General features: G+C 73.7%; 14 protein-coding genes. 10 read left to right on the top strand and 4 right to left on the bottom strand.

Going from position 1 to position 15,392, the window contains the following annotated elements; genetic code table 11:
* Positions 1–17: 17 nt before the first annotated feature.
* The 7 genes from ACH0BZ_RS03930 to smc all read left to right on the top strand — a co-directional run bounded on the left by ACH0BZ_RS03930 (position 18) and on the right by smc (position 7,370).
* Positions 18–611 (top strand): YceD family protein, encoded by a 594-nt coding sequence (locus ACH0BZ_RS03930; protein ID WP_406896651.1) that lies wholly within the window; start codon positions 18–20, stop codon positions 609–611.
* Positions 608–1,318, top strand: a complete 711-nt coding sequence (gene rnc / locus ACH0BZ_RS03925; RefSeq protein ID WP_406896650.1) for a ribonuclease III — start codon at positions 608–610, stop codon at positions 1,316–1,318. The genes ACH0BZ_RS03930 and rnc overlap by 4 nt, the downstream gene beginning before the upstream one ends.
* A 1-nt stretch (position 1,319) precedes the next feature.
* On the top strand, positions 1,320–2,234 hold the full coding sequence (gene mutM / locus ACH0BZ_RS03920; RefSeq protein WP_406896649.1) for a bifunctional DNA-formamidopyrimidine glycosylase/DNA-(apurinic or apyrimidinic site) lyase: 915 nt from the start codon (positions 1,320–1,322) through the stop codon (positions 2,232–2,234).
* A gap of 5 nt (positions 2,235–2,239) precedes the next feature.
* Positions 2,240–2,689, top strand: coding sequence for an OsmC family protein (locus tag ACH0BZ_RS03915; protein ID WP_406896648.1), 450 nt, complete (start codon positions 2,240–2,242; stop codon positions 2,687–2,689).
* Positions 2,686–2,979: an acylphosphatase gene (locus ACH0BZ_RS03910; protein ID WP_406896647.1), complete on the top strand. Its 294-nt coding sequence runs from the start codon at positions 2,686–2,688 to the stop codon at positions 2,977–2,979. Before ACH0BZ_RS03915 ends, ACH0BZ_RS03910 begins: the two co-directional genes overlap by 4 nt.
* Complete coding sequence (locus ACH0BZ_RS03905; RefSeq protein WP_406896646.1) at positions 2,976–3,644, top strand: GNAT family N-acetyltransferase; 669 nt, start codon at positions 2,976–2,978, stop codon at positions 3,642–3,644. Before ACH0BZ_RS03910 ends, ACH0BZ_RS03905 begins: the two co-directional genes overlap by 4 nt.
* A 162-nt stretch (positions 3,645–3,806) precedes the next feature.
* Complete coding sequence (gene smc, locus ACH0BZ_RS03900; RefSeq protein ID WP_406896645.1) at positions 3,807–7,370, top strand: chromosome segregation protein SMC; 3,564 nt, start codon at positions 3,807–3,809, stop codon at positions 7,368–7,370.
* On the opposite strand, the gene ACH0BZ_RS03895 is transcribed toward smc, so the two are convergent.
* Genes ACH0BZ_RS03895 through ACH0BZ_RS03880 form a run of 4 tightly spaced genes read right to left on the bottom strand, consistent with a single transcriptional unit; the run spans position 7,348 to position 11,820 of the window.
* Positions 7,348–8,364 carry a nitroreductase family deazaflavin-dependent oxidoreductase gene (locus ACH0BZ_RS03895; RefSeq protein WP_406896644.1) on the bottom strand — a complete coding sequence of 339 codons (1,017 nt, stop codon included), beginning with the start codon at positions 8,362–8,364 and terminating at the stop codon, positions 7,348–7,350. The genes smc and ACH0BZ_RS03895 overlap by 23 nt on opposite strands.
* Positions 8,361–9,104: a succinate dehydrogenase/fumarate reductase iron-sulfur subunit gene (locus ACH0BZ_RS03890; protein ID WP_406896643.1), complete on the bottom strand. Its 744-nt coding sequence runs from the start codon at positions 9,102–9,104 to the stop codon at positions 8,361–8,363. The genes ACH0BZ_RS03895 and ACH0BZ_RS03890 overlap by 4 nt, the downstream gene beginning before the upstream one ends.
* Positions 9,101–11,035, bottom strand: coding sequence for a fumarate reductase/succinate dehydrogenase flavoprotein subunit (locus tag ACH0BZ_RS03885; RefSeq protein ID WP_406896790.1), 1,935 nt, complete (start codon positions 11,033–11,035; stop codon positions 9,101–9,103). Before ACH0BZ_RS03885 ends, ACH0BZ_RS03890 begins: the two co-directional genes overlap by 4 nt.
* Positions 11,036–11,088: 53 nt before the next feature.
* Positions 11,089–11,820 carry a succinate dehydrogenase cytochrome b subunit gene (locus ACH0BZ_RS03880; RefSeq protein ID WP_406896642.1) on the bottom strand — a complete coding sequence of 244 codons (732 nt, stop codon included), beginning with the start codon at positions 11,818–11,820 and terminating at the stop codon, positions 11,089–11,091.
* 100 nt (positions 11,821–11,920) lie between these two features.
* Between ACH0BZ_RS03880 and ftsY the strand changes: the two genes are divergently transcribed.
* The 3 genes from ftsY (at position 11,921) to ACH0BZ_RS03865 (ending at position 15,270) form a co-directional block, all read left to right on the top strand.
* On the top strand, positions 11,921–13,357 hold the full coding sequence (gene ftsY / locus ACH0BZ_RS03875; protein ID WP_406896641.1) for a signal recognition particle-docking protein FtsY: 1,437 nt from the start codon (positions 11,921–11,923) through the stop codon (positions 13,355–13,357).
* A gap of 239 nt (positions 13,358–13,596) precedes the next feature.
* The gene (locus ACH0BZ_RS03870) at positions 13,597–14,892 is read left to right on the top strand and encodes an ammonium transporter (protein WP_406896789.1); all 1,296 of its coding nucleotides are present in this window, start codon (positions 13,597–13,599) and stop codon (positions 14,890–14,892) included.
* A gap of 39 nt (positions 14,893–14,931) precedes the next feature.
* Positions 14,932–15,270: a P-II family nitrogen regulator gene (locus ACH0BZ_RS03865; protein WP_406896640.1), complete on the top strand. Its 339-nt coding sequence runs from the start codon at positions 14,932–14,934 to the stop codon at positions 15,268–15,270.
* Positions 15,271–15,392 lie beyond the last annotated feature (122 nt).

Here is a 15,392-nt window from a genome sequence, read left to right as displayed (position 1 = left end):
CGGGTAGTCTGCTGGGCGTGTCCACCACCTCCCACACCCCGCGCAACGGCCGCCCCGCGGACGATTCGCTCGTCCTCGACACCCGCAGTCTCGGCCGCACGCCAGGAGCAGTCTCGCAGGTCACGCGGGCCGAGCGGCTCGCCGAGGCGATCGGCGTCGAGCTGATCCGCCTGCCCGCCGGGTCCGAGGTGTCCCTGGACCTCCTGCTGACCTGCGTCGAGGAGGGCGTCCTGGTGACAGGGCACGTGTCCGGCGTCGCGTCCGTCGAGTGCGCCCGCTGCCTGGGCGAGTTCACCGCGCCCGTCGAGGTCGAGCTCACCGAGATGTATGCCTACCCCGGCGCGGCCGCCGCCGACGCCGCGGAGAGCGACGACGTCCGGTTGCTCGACGGCGACCTGCTGGACCTGGAGCCCGCCCTGGTCGATGCCTTTGGTCTCGACTTCCCGCTCGCGCCGACCTGCACCGACTACGGCCGCGAGGAGTGCGTCGATCCCGCGACACCGCGCCCCGACGGCGTGTCGGGCGAGGAGGGCGGCCGCATCGACCCGCGCTGGGCCGGCCTGGCCGAGAAGTTCGGGATGGGCGACACGGCCGGGGAGGACCGGGGGTGAGCGCAGCCCGCGCCGACCTGGTGGCGACACTCGGGGTGGAGCTGCCCGAGCCCCTCGCGACGCAGGCGCTGACCCACCGGTCGTACTCCTACGAGAACGGCGGGGTCCCGCACAACGAGCGCCTGGAGTTCCTCGGCGACGCCGTGCTCGAACTCGTGGTGACCGAGTACCTCTACGCCGCGCACCCGGAGCGGCCGGAGGGCGACCTGGCCAAGATCCGCGCCAGCCTGGTCAACACCTACGTTCTCGCCGACATCGCCCGAGAGCTCGGCCCCGGGGGCCTCGGCGCGCACCTGCGGCTGGGCCGGGGGGAGGAGCTCACCGGGGGCCGCGACAAGCACTCGATCCTCGCCGACACGCTCGAGGCCGTGTTCGGCGCCGTCTACCTCACCCACGGCCTCGAGGTCTCGCGCACGCTCATCGAGCGGATCGTCGGCGAGCGGCTGCACGTGGTGCCCACGCTGGGCGCCGCCCTGGACTGGAAGACGAGCCTGCAGGAGAAGTGCTCCGAGCTGGGCTGCGACCGGGCCCGGTACGAGATCACCTCGACCGGCCCCGACCACGACAAGACCTTCGCGGCCACCGCGCTCGTCGGCGACGAACCGCTCGGGGCCGGGACCGGCCGCACCAAGAAGGAGGCCGAGCAGAAGGCCGCCGAGCAGGCGTGGGCGGCCCTGGACGGGCGGGCCGGCCCCGCGGCGGGCTGACGTGCCGGAGCTGCCCGAGGTCGAGGTGGTCCGCCGCGGACTGGACGCCCACGTCGTGGGCCGCCGGATCGTCGCGGCGGAGGTGACGGGCGTGCGCACCGCCCGGCGGCAGCCCGGCGGGCCCGCCGAGCTCGTCGCCCGCCTCGAGGGCCGCCGCGTCGGCGGGGCCCGGCGCCGCGGCAAGTACCTGTGGCTGACGCTCGACGCCGACGAGGCTCCGGGCGCGGACTGCCTGCTCGTCCACCTGGGGATGAGCGGGCAGATGCTCGTCACCGCCCGCGACGCGCCCCGGCCGCCGCATCTGCACGCGCGGGCGCTCCTGGATGACGGCAACGACCTGCGGTTCGTGGACCAGAGGACCTTCGGCGGGTGGACCGTCGTGCCGCTCGTCGAGGCGCTCGACGGCACCGGCACGCTCCTGCCGGCCCCGGCAGCCCACATCGGCGCCGACCCCTTCGACCCCGCCTACGACGCCCGCGCGACGGCCCGGGCGATCCGGCGGCGCGACTCCGAACTCAAGCGGCTCCTGCTCGACCAGCGGCTGGTCTCGGGGATCGGCAACATCTACGCTGACGAGGCCCTGTGGCGCGCGGGGGTCCACGGCCGGCGGCGGGCCTCGGCGCTCACGCTGCGCGCCGTGGAGGGCGTCCTCGGGCACGCCCGGGATGTGATGGCCGACGCCCTCACGGCCGGCGGCACGTCCTTCGACGCGCTGTACGTCAACGTCAACGGGGCCTCCGGCTATTTCGACCGGTCGCTGGACGTCTACGGCCGCGCCGGCCTGCCGTGCGCGCGGTGCGGCACGCCGGTGGTCCGGGAGGAGTTTATGAACCGCGGCTCGCACTTCTGTCCCGGTTGCCAGGTCCCGCCCCGCCGGAGGGCCGCGCCGCGGGCTGTGCGCGGCTCCGTACGATGACGGCCATGGACAGTGCTGCGACGGAAACGGGTGCGCGCGTGCCGGGTCCGACCGAACTCTGGGTCGAGCGAAAGGGGACGCGGCGCTACGTCGGTCACTCCTCGCGCGGGGCGCGGGTCGAGATCGGCCCGGCGGACGTGGAGGGCGTCTTCACGCCCGGGGAGCTGCTCAAGATCGCCCTCGCGGCGTGCACCGGGATGGCGTCGGACTTCACCGTCGCCCGCCGTCTCGGGGACGACTACGCCGCCACCGTGCGGGTCTCGGGTGACGCGGACCGTGAGAACGAGGTGTACCCCCGCCTCGAGGAGACCTACGAGCTCGACCTGTCCGGGCTGGAGCCCGAGGCCGCCGAGCGGCTGGTCGCCATGGTGCGGCGCTCCGTGGACAAGGCGTGCACGGTCGGCCGGACTCTCGCGGCGGGGTCCGAGATCGAGCTGGGGTTCGACACCCGATGAGCGCGACCGACGGCGCCGCTCCGGCCCGGCTGGTGGCCTGGGTCCACGGCCACGTCCAGGGGGTGGGCTTCCGCTGGTGGACGCGCAGTCGCGCCCTCGAACTGGGCCTGACCGGCTACGCCGCCAACAAGCCCGACGGGCGCGTCCACGTGGTGGCCGAGGGGATGGAGGGCGCGTGCCGGGAGCTCCTGGCACTGCTCCGCGGTGACTCGACTCCGGGGACCGTCGACCTCGTCGTCGACATCTGGGAGCCCGCCCGCGGCGACCTCACGGGGTTCGTCGAGCGATGAGCACCGACCTGACGATCCGGCGGATCCACGCCCGCGGCGAGGTCGCGGCCGGCTACACGCACGTCATCGAGCCGGCCTTCCCGCCCGCCGAGCTCGTCGGCGCGGACGAGTACCTGCGGCTGTTCCGCGAGGGCGTGATGGACGTCTGGCACGCCGAGGCCGCCGGGGAGACGGTGGGCTGCGCGGTGATCGAGCACGTCGACGGACATCGACACCGGCTGCTCGGCTACCTCGCGGTGGCCGCGACGGCGCAGTCCGGCGGAGTAGGCGGGCGCCTGCTGTCACACGTGATCGCCGAACACCGCGACGTGGTGGACCACCTCTACGCGGAGATCGAGAACCCCGACCGGGTGCCGGAGGAGGAGAAGGCGGACGCCGAGCGCCGTCATCGCTTCTACCGCCGCTACGACACCCGTGTCCTCGACGTGGACTACCTCACCCCCGGGGCCCCGGGGGAGCCATCGCTGGAGACCCTCGATCTCTGCGTGATCCCCACCGACCCGGACCGCGGCGAGCCCGTCGTGGTGCGGATGGCCGAGCTGCTCGAGGTGCTCGTGTCGCTACGCGAGCGCGCCGGCGAGGGGTTCGACGACCGGTGGGCCGCCATGGTCGCCGGGGCGATCCGGGCCGGCGACGGTCACGAGGCGGGGATCCGCCACCTCTAGGTGTTCCCGCCCAGGAGGTTGGTCACAGGTAACGCTGGGTCTTTCTGGCTCGCGCAGGACGTGGCGGCGACGTCGATCCACCGCAACACCGTGCCGCCGTAGCCGCCGACGCGCGCTCGGCCACGCGGGAACGACACCGGGGGTGCCCTAGGATCGACATCCGTGTACCTCAAATCGCTGACGCTCAAGGGCTTCAAGTCCTTCGCGGCGCCCACGACCCTGAGGTTCGAGCCCGGGATCTGCTGCGTGGTGGGCCCCAACGGCTCCGGAAAATCCAACGTCGTGGACGCCCTGACCTGGGTGATGGGTGAGCACAGCGCCAAGTCGCTGCGCGGCGGGAAAATGCAGGACGTCATCTTTGCCGGCACCTCCGGCAAAGCCCCGCTCGGACGGGCCGAGGTCACGCTCACCCTGGACAACTCCGACGGCGCGCTGCCGATCGACTACGCCGAGGTCTCGCTCACACGGCGCATGTTCCGTGACGGCGCCGCCGAGTACGAGATCAACGGCGACCGTGCCCGCCTCATGGACGTGCAGGAGCTGCTCTCCGACTCGGGCATCGGCCGCGAGATGCACGTCATCGTGGGCCAGGGCAAGCTTTCGGAGATCCTCGAGTCCCGGCCCGAGGAACGCCGCGCCTTCATCGAGGAGGCCGCCGGCATCCTCAAGCACCGGCGCCGCAAGGAGAAGGCCCAGCGCAAGCTCGCCGGGATGCAGGGCAACCTGGACCGGCTCACCGACCTCACCGGCGAGCTGCGCCGCCAGCTCAAGCCCCTGGGGCGGCAGGCGGAGGTGGCGCGGCGAGCCCAGACGATCCAGGCCGACCTGCGCGATGCGACGCTGCGCCTGGCGGCCGACGACCTCGAGCGCCGCCGCACCGAGCTCGCCGACGCCGAGAGCGTGCGCTCTCGCCTGGCCGATCAGGTCGCCGAGGCCACCGACCGGCGTGACGAGCTCACGCGGGCCGTCGCCGCCACGCAGTCCGAGCTGGATCGGCTGACCCCGGAGGCGGACGCGGCCCAGCAGCGCTGGTTCGCCCTGTCCACCCTCGCCGAGCGCGCCCGCGCCACGGCCCGGATCGCCGCCGACCGCGCGCGCTCGCTCGCCGAGGAGGTGGCCGTCCACCACGGCACCGACCCGGAGGAGCTGGACCGCCAGGCCGAGCGGGCGGCCGCCCACGAGGCGGAACTCACGGCCGAGGTGGAGAAGGCCGCGGCCGCGGCGCGCGAGGCCACCGAGGCGCTGAGCGCGGCCGAGGAGACCCTGGCGGGCCTCGAGGCCGAGCACCTCAAGGCCGTGCGCGCGATCGCCGACCGCCGCGAGGGCGTGGCCCGGCTCGCGGGCAAGGTCGAGACCCTCGCCGCGCGGATCGAGTCCACCGAGGCCGAGATCGGGCGCGTCGACGCGGAGACGGAGGCGGCCCGGGCGACGGTTGCCACCAATTATGCCGAGTTCGACGCCGTCCACGCCCGCATCGGTGCCCACTCGGAGGGCGAGCGGACCCTCGACGAGCACCTGGGCCGCGCCGAGCGGGCGCACCTGTCCGCCCGGGCGCGCCTCGCCGAACTGCGGGACCTGGAGCGCGACGCCGACCAGCGCATCGCCCGGCTCGCCGCCCGGATCGAGACCCTCGAACAGAACAAGGGCGCCGGCGACGGCGCGGAGTGGGTACGCGGACACCTCGGCCCGGACGCGGTGGCCGGCACGGTCGGCGAGGTGCTGGGCGTCGAGGACGGCTGGGAGCGCGCGGTGGGCGTGGCCCTGGGGCCGGCGGTGGACGCCGTCGTCGTCGACGCCGGGGTGGACCGTTCGGCCGTTCTCGCCGCGCTGCGCGAGGCCGACGCCGGGCGCGCCGGCCTCGTCGGACGGGGCGCGGGGGGCGGCGACTACCGGCTCGAGGTGGACCTCGTCGCCGGCGCCCGCTGGGCCCTGGACGTGGTCCGCGTTCCCGAGGACCTCGTGGGGCCGGTGACGGCGCTACTCGTGGACGTGGTGGTGGTGGACGATCTCGCCGCGGCTCACGCGCAGGTGGAGGCCGACCGCCGGGTGCGGGCGGTGACCCGCGACGGAGAGCTCGCCGGCGCCGGATGGACCGTGGGTGGCTCGGCCGCCGGCCGGACCGGCCTGGAGATCCAGTCCGCGATCGACGCGGCCACCGCCGAGCGGGACGCCGTGCGCGCCGAGATCGAGACCACCCGCGCCGAGCTCGCCGGCGCCGAAGCCGAGGACGTCGAGCGCGCGGACCGCTTCGAGGAGTCTCTCGCCGCGATCACCGAGTCCGACGCCGCGATCGAGGAGATCTACGCCGAGCTCGCCCGGATCGGCCAGCGTCGACGCCGCGCCGAGGCCGACGTCCGCCGCCTCGAGCAGTCCCGGCGCATGGCGGTGGACAAGCTCGACGCCGCCCGGGCCGAGCACGCCGACCTCGCCGACCGCCTGGCCCGTGCGGGCTCGGAGGACGAGGCCGAGCTGCCCGCCGACGACGGCCGCGCGGACGCCCAGGCCGCCGTCGCGACCGCCCGCAGCGCCGAGCTCGAGGCTCGGCTCGCGCATCGCTCCGCCGAGGAGCGAGCGACCGGGGTCCGCGGCAAGGCGGCGGCGCTGCGCCGGGCGGCACAGGCCGAACGCGACTCCCGGGCCCGCGCCGCGCGGGCCGCCGCGGCCCGGCGCCGGGGCGCCGAGGTGGCCGGGGTGGTCGACGAGCTGGCCGTCCGCCTGCTCTCCCGGCTCGACGAACTCATCACCACCGCCGGCTCCGAGCGTGACCGGCTCGCGACCGCGCGCTCGGCGGCCACGACGCGGGTCGCCGCACTGCGCACCGATCTCGCGTCCGCGGAAGCCGAGGTCACACGCCTCGGGGACGCCGCACACCGGGACGAGATCGTGCGCGCCCAGCTCGAGGTCAAGGTGTCCGAGCTCGAGGCCGCCGTGCTCGAGCGGCACGGGATCGAGCCGGAGTCCCTCGTGGCCGAGTACGGGCCCGAGATCGATCTGCCGCCGTCCGCGCTCGAGATGGAGGAGTACGAGGCCGCCCGGGGCCGGGGAGAGGACGTGACGCCGCCCCCGCCGATGCCGTTCGTCCGGGCCGAGCAGGAGTGCCGCCTCAAGCGGGCGGAGAAGGACCTGGCCACCCTGGGCAAGGTCAACCCGCTCGCGCTCGAAGAGTTCGCCGCCCTCGAGGAGCGGTACGCGTTCCTGTCCACCCAGCTCGACGACGTCAAGAAGGCCCGCGCGGACCTCGAGGGCGTGATCGACGACGTCGACGAGCGGATCGAGCAGATCTTCACCGAGGCGTGGGTGGACGTCGAGCGGGAGTTCCGGGGCGTGTTCGCCACGCTGTTCCCCGGAGGCGAGGGCCGGCTCGTGCTCACGGACCCCGAGGACATGCTCACCACCGGCATCGAGGTCGAGGCCCGCCCGCCCGGCAAGAAGGTCAAGCGGCTCTCGCTGCTCTCCGGCGGCGAGAAGTCGCTCACCGCGGTGGCGATGCTCGTGGCGATCTTCAAGGCCCGGCCCAGCCCGTTCTACGTGATGGACGAGGTCGAGGCGGCGCTCGACGACACCAACCTCCGGCGCCTCATCGGCCTGTTCGAGCAGCTGCGCGAGACCAGCCAGCTCATCGTGATCACCCACCAGAAGCCCACGATGGACGTCGCGGACGTGCTCTACGGCGTGTCCATGCAGGGCGACGGCATCTCCAAGGTCATCTCCCAGCGGATGCGCTGACCGCCGCCTCTCCCGCGACGAGTTTGGTCCACAGCGCCGGCGCGACCCACCCGGGGAGGCAATCGCCCGGCAGGAGCCGGTCCAGCGCGACCGCGATCCCCGAGGCCGCCCATCCGTATCGCGCCGCCCCGGCGGGGACCGCGTGGAGTGCCGCCGCGGTCGTCACGATCGCGGCGTGGTGGAGAAGGCCCCGACGGATCCCGGCGCCGGAGAGCGCCGCGATCGCGACGGGGTGGACGTGCAGCGCGGGAAAGACGAGGTCACGGGGCAGGCCACGGGACCGCTCCGCGTACGCCGCGCGGGTCGACGGCAGGTGGAACGCCACCGCGCCACCCCCGATGTCGGCCCCGAGGAGCCCCAGGGCGGCCCGGCGGAGCGGGCCCACGGGAGGTGCCGAGGCGCCGGCGACGACGGCGAGGGCCGCAGCCCCGAGGAGGACGGCGGTCGCCTCGGACCGCGAGACGGGCCCCAGGAGCGCGCGGGCCGGGGCGCCGAGAGGGGCGGGTTCGGAGCGGGTCCCGGGGGTGAGGACGAGGTCGACGACGGGCACCGCCTCCTCGAGGGCGGCCCCTTCCGGCAGGTGGGCCCCGAGGACCTCGGAGAGGACGGACCACGCCCGCGGGTGTTCCTGCCGGTACCGGTCGAACGTCTCGGCGGCGGTCGCCGGGTCGACGCGGTGGGCGCGGGCGGGCCGCCGGTCGGTCCACCCCGTCGAGACCCGGCAGTCCGGGTCCGCCGTGAGGTTGCGGTACCACTGCGCGCCGGTGCCGAAGCCCGAGACCACCCGGAGGACGCCGGGGGCGGGTCGGTCGACCACCTCGAGCACCACGGTGCGGGGACGGCCGGAGACCCTCCCCGTGTGCTCGAGCAGGAGGACCCTCGCGCCCAGCAGCCAGCCGAGGTGGGCCCGGTAGAGGGGGACCGGGGCGCGCACGAGCCGCCGCGTGGTGAGGACGCGGTCGAGGAGGGCACCGATCCGGGACCGGCGGCTCATCGCCGCTTGAACACCGCCCGGAGGCGCTCGCGGTTGACCCCGGCGATGGCGCGCAGCGGGATGCCGGCCGGGCAGACCCGCGAGCACTCGCCGTACAGCGAGCACGGGCCGAACTCGCCCTCGGATGCCTCGACCATCGCGCGCGCCCGCGCCGTGCGGTCGAAGCTCGAGACCGGCATGAGCGCCAGGTGCCGCAGCTTGGCGCCCACGAAGAGGTTGGCCGAGCCGTTGGGGCAGGCGGCGACGCAGGCCCCGCAGCCGATACAGGCGGCGAAGTCGAGTGCGACCTCGGCGGTGGCGTGGTCCTGCAGCGTGGAGTCGGCGTCCGGCGCGGTTCCGGAGGGGATCCACACGTGGGCGCCGGCCTCGAGGACGCGGTCCAGCGCGGAGCGGTCCACCATGAGGTCTCGAACCACGGGGAACACCGCCGCGCGCAGCGGTTCGATGCGCAGGGTGTCGCCGTCGGAGTAGCCGTTGAGGCGCTGGTGGCATGAGGGGGTGTTCTCGGCGGCCCCGTGCGGGCGGCCGTCCACGGTGACCCCGCACGCACCGCAGATGCCCTCGCGGCAGTCCGAGTCGAACGCCACCGGCTCCTCCCCGGCGTCGACCAGACGGCTGTTGAGGGCGTCGAGAAGTTCCAGCACGCTCATCTCGGGTTCGGCGTCCGGCACCTCGTACTCGGCGAAGCGGCCGGGGTCGTCCGGTCCGGCCTGGCGCCAGACGCGCAGCGTCAGTCTCATCGGTAGTCCCTCGTGGTGAGTTCGACGGCGGAGAAGTCGAGCGGTTCGGCGTGGCGGGCGAACGTGCGCGGTCCGCCCCGGTCGTCCCCGGTCGAGGACCAGGCGGAGGCGAAGCACCACGTCTCGTCTCGTCGCTGCGCCTCGCCATCGGGGGTCTGGTACTTGTCGCGGAAGTGGGCGCCGCAGGACTCCTCGCGGTCTAGGGCGTCGACACACATGAGCTCGGCGAGCTCCAGGTAATCGGCCACACGGCCGGCTAACTCGAGGACCTGGTTGAGGTGGGCGCCGGTGCCGGTGACGCGCAGGTCCGTCCAGAACCGCTCGCGCAGGTCCCGGATCCGCCCGATCGCCTCGGTGAGCCCCTCGGCGGTGCGGGTCACGCCACAACCGGCGTAGAGGATCTCGCCGAGCTCGCGGTGGAAGTGCTCCGGGCCGGTCGAGCCCCCGATCCCGAGCAGCGCGTCCACGCGCGCCCGGGCACGGTTCACGGCCTCGACGACCACGTCGTCGTCGTGGGCCGGGAGCGCCTCCCCGAGCCGGGTGGCCAGGTGACCGGGCACCGAGTAGGGGAGCGTGAACCACCCGTCCACGCTCGCGCTGAGCAGCGAGTTGGCGCCGAGCCGGTTGGCGCCGTGGTACGCCCAGCCGCACTCGCCGCCCACGAACAGGCCGGGGATCGACGTCTGCAGGTCGTAGTCGGACCACAGGCCGCCCATCGTGAAGTGGCAGGTGGGGGCGATACGCATGGGGACGGTGTACGGGTCCTCTCCGGTGGCGTGGGCGTACATCTCGAAGAGGTTGCCGTAGCGGGCGGTGATCTTCTCGCGGCCGTCGCGGGCCAGGGCGTCCCGGAAGTCCAGGTAGACCGAGTTGCGGCGCGGACCGACGCCGCGGCCGGCCCGGATCTCCGCGGTGATGGCGCGCGAGGCGACGTCGCGGGGGACGAGGTTGCCGAACGCCGGGTAGCGGCGTTCGAGAAAGAAGTCCCGCTCGGTGTCCGGGATGTCACCCGGGGCGCGGTCGTCGCCGTCGCGCGCCGGCACCCAGATCCGACCGTCGTTGCGCAGCGACTCGCTCATGAGGATCGTCTTGGCCTGCCACTGCGAGTCCTTGGGCAGGGCCGTGGGGTGGAACTGCACGAACGACGGCGAGGCGAGCAGCGCGCCCCGCTGGTGGGCTCGCCACACGGCGGAGGCGTTGGAGTTGACCGCCAGCGTGGAGTCGTGGAAGACGTTGCCGTAACCGCCCGTGGCCAACACGACTGCGTGTGCGGTCTCGGCGCGGATGTGGCCGGTGACGAGGTCCCGGACCACCACACCGTGGCAGCCGGTGTCGTCGACGACGAGGTCGAGCACCTCGTGCCGCGTGTGCAGCCGCACGGTGCCCTCCCGGATCTGGCGCTGGAGAGCCTGGGCGCCGGCGATCTGCAGTTGCTGGCCGGTCTGGCCCCGCGAGTAGTAGGTGCGCGAGACCTGGACGCCGCCGAACGAGCGGGTGGCCAGGACGCCGCCGTACTCGCGGGCGAACGGCGTGCCGATCGCCGAGAAGTGGTCGATGACGCGGACCGACTCCTCGCCGAGCCGGAACGCCTCGGCCTCGCGGCCGCGGAAGTCGCCGCCCTTGATCGTGTCCGCGACGAAGCGGCGCAGGGAGTCGCCGTCCACGCGCCGGGCGCGGGCGGCGTTGATCCCGCCCTGGGCGGCCACGGAGTGCGCCCGGCGGGGTGCGTCGTGGTAGGTGAAGGCGGTGACGCGGTAGCCGAGCTCGCCGAGGGCGGCCGCCGCACCCGCTCCGGCCAGACCCGTGCCCACCACCACGACGTGGAAGCGGCGGCGGTTGCCGGGGGAGACGAGGCCGTAGGAGTCGCGCCGGCGCATCCAGGCGGTGGCGGGGTCGCCGTCCGGGGCGCCGGAGGACAGGACCTCGCCCACGGCGGCGCCGGGGACGCCGGTCGGGGGAGCCTCGAACGCGACCGGGCCCCCGCTCACGCCAGCCACCCGAGCTGGACGGCGAGGGGGATCGTCGCATTGCCCACGAGCACCGCGACCGCCGCGACACCGGCCACGACGGTCGCCGCGGCCCGGCCCTTGGCGCCGGTCACGCCCAGGTCGCCGGCGGCGGTGCGGACGCCGTGCGCGATGTGAACGGCCAACAGCAGCATCGTCACCCCGTAGAACGCGGCGACCCACGGCCGCGAGAAGCTCGCCACGAGGTTGTCGTACGCCGACCCCGGCACGAACCCCTCCACCGCGACCGGCGCGGTCCCGGTTGTCATGTCCAGGACGTGGAACACCACGAAGATCAACATGATCACACCGGTGAGCATCATCGACCGGGCGCCGAACGACGACGAGGTGAATCCCGTGCGCCGGCGGTGCGGCCCCGCCGCGACCCGCGAGCGACGGACCAGCACGATCGAGCCCGCGACGTGCGCGAGCAGGCTCGCGACGAGGATCACACGCAGGAACCACAGCACGCCCTCGGCCGGGACGAGCGGCTGGAGGAGGGTCCGGAGCCAGTGGGCGTAGCCGTCGAAGTACGCCTGGCCGTCGTAGACCTTGAGATTGCCGATCATGTGCACCACGACGAACGCGGTGAAGATCAGGCCGGTGACGGCCATGACGGCTTTGATCACCCAGGTGGGCGGTGTGGGGGCGCGTCGGGGACGGGGCGCCCCCCGGTCTGCGGGGGCCGCCGCGGCGGCGAGCTCGGTCACTCGCGGACACCTCCTGTAGGTAACGGCCGCCAGTGTAGGTCGGGGACGGACGGCCGGGGACCGCAAAGCCGATCGGGGGAGTTCGGCCATACTGGGCCCCGTGGACTTCACCTGGATCATCGTGACCGTCGCCGTCCTCGTGCTGCTCGCCGTCATCGCGCTGGTGGTGGGCCTGCAGCTGCGCAAGAGGCGGCAGATCTCCCTGACCAAGGCGGACGAGCGCAAGGAGCTCACCCGCGAGGAGCGGTCGGGCAACTACCAGGCCGGCACCGGGTTCTCCTTCACCCAGGCCGGCGGGGCCGCCACCGCCGCGCCGCCGAAGGAACCGCTCCCGCGGGAGCCGGTGGCCCCCGAGCCGGCGCCCGAGGCCACCGCGGCCCCGGAGCCCCCCGCGGCCCCGGCCGCCCCCGAGACGGCCGAGACGGTTGCCCCCGAGGCCCCCTCCGTCACCCCGGACACCGCCCCGGGGCCGAGCGACGACACCACCGTCGTCGAGCCAGCCGAGGCCGAGCCGGTCGTCGTGCCGCCCGAGGTGCCGGACGAGGAGGTGCCCGCGCCGTCGGCCGACGAGATCACCGGGGTGCCCGACGTGGTGGCGCCGGTCGAGCGCATCGACCCGGCGACCGGCCGCCTCGAGCGGCTCCGCGGCCGGCTCGCCCGCTCCCAGAGCTCGGTGGGCCAGGGCCTGCTCGGACTGCTCGGCGCCGGCGACCTAGACGAAGACGCGTGGGAGGAGATCGAGGACACGCTCATCCTGGCCGACCTCGGCGCGCCCATGACCCAGCGCGTCGTGGACCGCCTGCGCGAGGACATCGCCACCAAGCAGGTCCGCACCGAGGCGCAGGTGCGGGACCTGCTCCGGCAGGCGCTCATCGACAATCTGCACCCCGAATACGACCGCTCGCTGCGGGCCCTGCCGCACGAGGGCACCCCCGCCGTCCTGCTCGTCGTGGGCGTCAACGGCACCGGCAAGACCACCACCACCGGCAAGCTCGCCCGCGTGCTCGTCGCCGAGGGGCGCGACATCCTGCTCGGCGCGGCCGACACCTTCCGCGCAGCGGCCGCCGACCAGCTCCAGACCTGGGCCGAGCGCGTGGGCGCCGAGGTCGTGCGCGGCAAGGAGGGCGCCGATCCCGCGTCGGTGGCGTTCGACGCCGTCGCGCGCGGCGTGGAGACCGGGGTGGACGCGGTACTCGTCGACACCGCCGGCCGCCTGCACACCAAGGCCGGCCTCATGGACGAGCTCGGCAAGGTCAAGCGCGTGGTGGAGAAGAAGACGGCGGTCGACGAGGTCCTGCTCGTCATCGACGCCACCACCGGCCAGAACGGTCTCATGCAGGCGCGCGTGTTCAAGGACGTCGTGGACATCACCGGCGTGGTGCTCACCAAGCTCGACGGCACCGCCAAGGGCGGCATCGTGTTCCAGGTGCAGCACGAGCTCGGTGTCCCGGTGAAGCTCGTCGGCCTGGGCGAGGGGGCGGACGATCTCGCGCCGTTCACCCCGGAGGCCTTTGTCGACGCGCTGCTGGGGAAGTAATCGGGGCCCCGGCCCACCTCGACGCCCGTCACCTGATCGTCACAGGCCGGGCCGGCGCGTAACCGGTACGAAACACTCCTCGACATCCGTCGCAACACGGCGGCGGAATTCTCAGGTCCCACAGGGGGACGATCGGCGTTCCCCTCGGAGACCGAGGAGGCCCACCGGTGACAGGTGAGAGTGTCGTGTGGCTCGCCCAGGAGGCGACGCCGGAGATCGATGCGGGGGACACGGCCTGGATGCTCATGTCGGCATCGCTGGTCCTGCTCATGACGCCCGCGCTGGCGCTGTTCTACGGCGGGATGGCCCGCCAGAAGTCCGTGCTCAACATGATGATGATGTCCTTCGGCGCCATGGGCGTCGTGGGCGTGGTCTACCTGCTGTGGGGCTGGTCGATGTCCTACGGCTCCCAGGACGTCCTGGGGCTGTTCGCCAACCCCTTCGAGATGTTCGGGCTCTCCGGGGTGATCGGCGACGCCACCGAGTGGGTGGCCTCCGGATCCGGGGCGTACCCGCAGGTGGTCGATGTGGCATTCCAGGTGACGTTCGCGATCATCACGGTCGCGCTCATCTCGGGCGCCATCGCCGAGCGCGTGAGGTTCGGGACGTGGCTGACGTTCGTCGCCGTGTGGGTGACGCTCGCGTACTTCCCGCTCGCCCACATGGTGTGGGGTGGCGGCCTGCTCTCGCACGCCGAGAACGGCCTGGCGGCGATGATCTTCGGCACCGTCGATGACGGCGAGGGGGGCCTGGCGGCCGCGGTCGCCCCGATCGACTTCGCCGGCGGCACGGTCGTCCACATCAACGCCGGTGTCGCTGCGTTGGTCCTGGTCCTGCTCGTGGGCAAGCGACTCGACTTCGGTCGCGTCCCGATGCGGCCGCACAGTCTGCCGCTGGTCATGCTCGGTGCCGCCCTGCTGTGGTTCGGCTGGTTCGGCTTCAACGCCGGCTCGGCGTTCGGCGCCAACGGCGCAGCCGGTCTGGCCTGGGTCAACACCACCGCCGCCACCGCCGCGGCCATGCTCGGCTGGCTGCTCACGGAGCGGATCCGCGACGGTCACGCCACCAGCCTCGGCGCCGCCTCCGGCGTGGTCGCCGGCCTGGTCGCCATCACACCGGCCGCCGGCTCGGTCCACCCGCTCGGCGCGATCGCCCTCGGCGCGATCGCCGGTGCACTCGCCGCCCTGGCCGTGGGTCTCAAGCACCGGTTCGGCTACGACGACGCCCTCGACGTGGTGGGCGTGCACCTCGTGGCCGGGCTCTGGGGAACCGTCGCCATCGGACTCTTCGCCACCGGCACCTTCGACACCGCCCCCGGCGTGTTCTACTCGGGCGAGGGCTGGAAGCTCCTCGTGGTGCAGATCGTCATCGCCCTCGCCGCCCTGCTCTTCACCGCCGTCATGACCGCGATCGCCTGGGCTGTGTGCGCGCCCCTCGGCTGGCGCGTGGCGGAGGCGGACGAGCAGGCCGGTATCGACGGCGCCGAGCACGCCGAGACCGCGTACGAGGCCTCGACCAGCGCGCTCATCCGCTGAGCCGGCCACCGACGATCCCCAAGGAAGGACGCACCCGTCATGAAGCTCATCACCGCGATCATCAAGCCGTTCACGCTCGATGACGTCAAGGCCGCCCTCGAACAGGCCGGCATCCACGGACTCACCATCAGTGAGGTCCAGGGGTACGGCCGCCAGAAGGGCCACACCGAGGTCTACCGTGGCGCGGAGTACGCCGTGGACTTCGTCCCCAAGATCCGCGTCGAGGTGGTGGTGGACGACGCCTCCGCCGCCAGCGTCGTCCGGCTCGTCGTGGAGGCCGCCCGGACCGGGAAGATCGGCGACGGCAAGGTCTGGGTGACCCCCGTCGAGTCCGTCGTCCGGGTCCGGACGGGGGAGGAGGGCGAGGCAGCCGTCTGAGCAGGTGTAGAGGGGGACGCCACCCCGGGGCCGGAACGGCCCCGGGGTGGCGTCGTTCACAGACCCGAAACACGCCCGTCCCGTCGGGGTGACACGCGGCGCGCAGGGTGGGAACCGACACC

It is taken from the genome of Dietzia sp. 179-F 9C3 NHS, assembly GCF_045369825.1.
Lineage (GTDB): Bacteria > Actinomycetota > Actinomycetes > Mycobacteriales > Mycobacteriaceae > Dietzia.
The sequence above is the reverse complement of the archived record's forward strand: the minus strand, read 5'-3'. Positions and strand labels throughout refer to the sequence as shown.